This window comes from Saccharomonospora saliphila YIM 90502, assembly GCF_000383795.1.
Taxonomy (GTDB): Bacteria; Actinomycetota; Actinomycetes; order Mycobacteriales; family Pseudonocardiaceae; genus Saccharomonospora; species Saccharomonospora saliphila.
In genome coordinates, this window is record NZ_KB912681.1 from 102,533 (window position 1) to 105,919 (window position 3,387).

General features: G+C 74.4%; 4 protein-coding genes. 3 read left to right on the forward strand and 1 reads right to left on the reverse strand.

From position 1 onward, the window contains the following. Together SACSA_RS0113945 and SACSA_RS0113950 are read left to right on the forward strand one after the other, a co-directional pair. Window positions 1–417, forward strand: a 417-nt coding sequence (locus SACSA_RS0113945) for a glycosyltransferase (RefSeq protein ID WP_019816521.1), incomplete at its 5' end; no start/stop codon positions are given. 70 nt (window positions 418–487) lie between these two features. Next, the gene (locus SACSA_RS0113950) at window positions 488–1,378 is read left to right on the forward strand and encodes a glycosyltransferase family 2 protein (protein WP_198009069.1); all 891 of its coding nucleotides are present in this window, start codon (window positions 488–490) and stop codon (window positions 1,376–1,378) included. Here SACSA_RS0113950 and SACSA_RS27195 read toward each other — a convergent pair. After that, entirely contained in the window at window positions 1,348–1,908 is a 561-nt protein-coding gene (locus SACSA_RS27195) for a hypothetical protein (protein ID WP_408640277.1), read from the reverse strand. The genes SACSA_RS0113950 and SACSA_RS27195 overlap by 31 nt on opposite strands. 250 nt (window positions 1,909–2,158) lie before the next feature. Here SACSA_RS27195 and manB point away from each other — a divergent pair, with 250 nt between their 5' ends. Continuing rightward, on the forward strand, window positions 2,159–3,238 hold the full coding sequence (gene manB / locus SACSA_RS0113960; protein ID WP_019816524.1) for a mannose-1-phosphate guanylyltransferase: 1,080 nt from the start codon (window positions 2,159–2,161) through the stop codon (window positions 3,236–3,238). The last annotated feature ends 149 nt before the right edge of the window (window positions 3,239–3,387 follow it).

Genomic DNA, 3,387 nt, shown 5'->3' on the forward strand with positions numbered 1-3,387 from the left:
CGGGTGGAGAACGCGCTCGCCGCCGCGCCGCACCGGCTGCGGGTGCTCCGGGCCGGGTACCTGCCCTTCGACGCGCTCTCCGGCTTCCTCGGCGGGGCGGACGTGGTGGCCTATCCCAGCCTGGGAGAGGGGTTCGGGCTGCCGGTGCTGGAGGCGATGGCCTCCGGGGCGTGTGTGCTGACCACGCGCAGGCTCGCGCTGCCCGAGGTCGGGGGCGACGCGGTCGCCTACTGCGGGGTGGGCACGGGCGACATCGCGGCCGGGCTGCGGGAGCTGCTCGACGACCGGGTGCGGCGCGCCGAGCTGGCACAGGCCGCACTGCGCAGGGCCAAGGAGTTCTCCTGGGCCGCCTCCGCGCAGGCCCACCGCGAGGCCTACGACCGGGCACGGCACCGCCACCGGAGCCGCGAGTCCTGAGTGGACCGGCCCCCACGGGCACAGCGGCCCGCCGGGGGTGGCCTCCCTGGGCCCGGTGCACAATGACCGCGTGACCGAGCCGAAGACCTACGGCGACGGCGTCGCCGTGGTGGTAGTGACCTACTCGCCGGGCGAGACCCTCCAGCGCTTCCTCGACACGCTCGACGACGCCACCGAGCGCACGGTCGAGGTGGTGCTCGCCGACAACGGGTCCGTCGACGGAGCCCCGGAGAAGGCCGCCGAGCGCGACCACGTGCGGCTCGTGCCCACGGGCGGCAACCTCGGCTACGGCGGCGCCGTCAACGCCGGGGTGGCGACCCTGGGTGACGAGGTCGGCTGGATCGTGGTGGCCAACCCGGATCTGGAGTGGAACGCGGGGGCGATCGACGCGCTGCTCGACGCCGCCCGGCGCAGGCCCCGGGGCGGTGCGTTCGGCCCGCTGATCTCCGATCCCGACGGCACGGTGTATCCGTCGGCGCGGCTGCTGCCCTCACTGGGCCGGGGCGTGGGGCACGCGCTGCTGGGCCGGGTGTGGCCGGGGAACCCGTGGTCCCGCGCCTACCGGCAGGAGACGGCCGAGCCCCGGGAGCGCACGGCGGAGTGGCTGTCCGGCTCGTGCCAGCTCCTGCGCCGCGAGGCGTTCGACTCGGTCGGGGGGTTCGACGCGCGCTACTTCATGTACTTCGAGGACGTCGACCTCGGCGACCGGCTCGGCAGGCTGGGCTGGCTCAACGTCTACGTCCCGTCGGCCTCGGTGATGCACATCGGCGGGCAGGCCACCTCCCAGGCCTCGGCGCGGATGCTGAAGGCCCACCACGACAGCGCCTACCGCTACCTCGCGGACCGGCACCGGGGACTGGCGTGGAAGCCGCTGCTCGCGCTGATCCGGCTGGGCCTCGCGGTGCGGCTGCGGATCGAGACGCGGGGTGCTCAGAGGCCGTCGAGCCTGCGGGAGAGGTAGGACTGGCCCTCCTCGGCGCGGACGGTGGGCACCAGCCCGTCCGTGCCGTCCCCGCCGTCGCCGCCACGGGACTCGCCCTGCTGCGCGCGCACCGGGTCGGTCGGCGGGCCCGAGGCGCCGTGGTCGTGCCGGGGAAGGTCCTCCGGATGCAACTGTCCGGAGTTCGGCTGGTCCACCGCGGGCCCGGTCGGCAACGGCTCCGTGCGGGGATGCGCCTCACCCGCCTCGGTCCCGGGGCCGGCCGTGGGCACGGGTCCGGTGGTGGACCCGGACTCGGGACCGCGCCCGGACTCCGGGGCGGACACGGACTCGGCTGTGGGCACGGACCCGGCGGTGGGCCGCGTCAGCGGCGTCGTGGGTTGTGCCGTCGCCAGATGGCTGTCCCGCTCGCCGGGGGCCTCGCCCCACGCCGCCACGTCGTTGGCCTCGATCAGCGACGACGGCAGCTTCGTCGTCGTGTCCGGGTCCGGCTCGGCGTCGATGCGGTCCACGACCCGTCTCGGGATCTGCTGGGTGTTCGAGGCGTCCATCGGTGACGTCTGGTTGTCTGGCGTGACGACACCGGCGCGCGCCTGTGCCCGGGCCAGTACGGCGTCCGCACGATCGCGGGGATCCATGTCCTCGCACACCCCCGAAGCATTGTCGAGCCTGACCGATGGCCCTCTCCGCACCGGGCCGCCGTCTCCGGTGTCTAGGGTAGGCCCTCTGACGGGTGACCGTCAGTGGGTCGGGCGTGCTGTGTCGTCGCCTCGATGAGGTAGGTAGGGAGGATTCCGGACGATGACATCCGTGGCAGGGGCCGACGCGGTGGTGCTGGTCGGCGGTAAGGGCACGCGGCTGCGTCCGCTGACGCTGTCGGCGCCCAAGCCCATGCTGCCGACCGCGGGCGTGCCGTTCCTGTCGCACCTGCTCTCCCGCATCCGCGACGCCGGGCTGACCCACGTCGTGCTCGGCACGTCCTACCAGGCCGAGGTCTTCGAGAGCCACTTCGGCGACGGCTCGGCGTTCGGGCTCGACATCGAGTACGTCGTGGAGGAGGAGCCGCTCGACACCGGCGGCGCCATCCGCAACGTCGCCGACCGCCTCCGCGCCGACGACGTGGTGGTCTTCAACGGCGACATCCTCTCCGGCGCGGACCTCGGCGCGTTGGTGGCGACCCACCGCGACTCCGGGGCCGACGTGACGCTGCACCTGCACCGGGTGTCCGACCCGGCGCGGTTCGGGTGCGTGCCCACCGACACCGACGGCCGGGTGACGGCATTCCTGGAGAAGACCCCCGACCCGCCGACCGACCAGATCAACGCGGGGTGCTACGTCTTCCGGCGGTCGGTGCTCGAGGAGATCCCCGCGGGGCGTCCGGTGTCGGTGGAACGGGAGACCTTCCCCGGCCTGCTGGAGCGGGAACGGCACGTCCACGGATTCGTCGACGATTCGTACTGGCTCGACGTCGGCACGCCGGAGGCGTTCGTGCGCGGCTCGGCCGACCTCGTGCGCGGGCACGCCCCCACCTCGGCGCGTCCCGCCCCGCCCGGTCAGGTGGTGGCGCTGAACGGCGCCTCCGTCGCGGCCGGTGCGGCGGTGACCGGCGGGTCCACCGTCGGCGGTGGCTGCGTGATCGAGGCGGGAGCGCGGGTGGAGGGTTCGGTGCTGTTCGACGGGGCGTGCGTGGCCTCCGATGCCGTGGTCGAGCGTTCCGTGCTGGGTGCCGGAGCCCGGGTGGGTGCCGGCGCGGTGCTGCGCGGTGTCGTGGTGGGCGATGGCGCGTCGGTGGGCGCGCGGTGCGAACTGCTCGACGGTGTCCGCGTGTGGCCGGGGGCCGAACTGGCCGATTCCGCGATACGGTTTTCCAGCGATGCCTGAAGTGACGCGGCGGTGGCGACCGCCGTTTCCCGTCGACGTCGCGGGGGCGCTGGCCCCGTCGCGACGCGGCCGGGGCGACCCGTGCCTGCGGCACGACGAGGTCGGTCACACCTGGTTGACCGGCAACACGCCGGACGGGCCGGGCACCC

Bases quoted from the DNA above. Each gene is read 5' to 3' on its own strand.
- manB (WP_019816524.1), top strand. From the start codon at position 2,159: ATGACATCCGTGGCAGGGGCCGACGCGGTGGTGCTGGTCGGCGGTAAG.
- SACSA_RS27195 (WP_408640277.1), bottom strand. From the start codon at position 1,908: ATGGACGCCTCGAACACCCAGCAGATCCCGAGACGGGTCGTGGACCGC.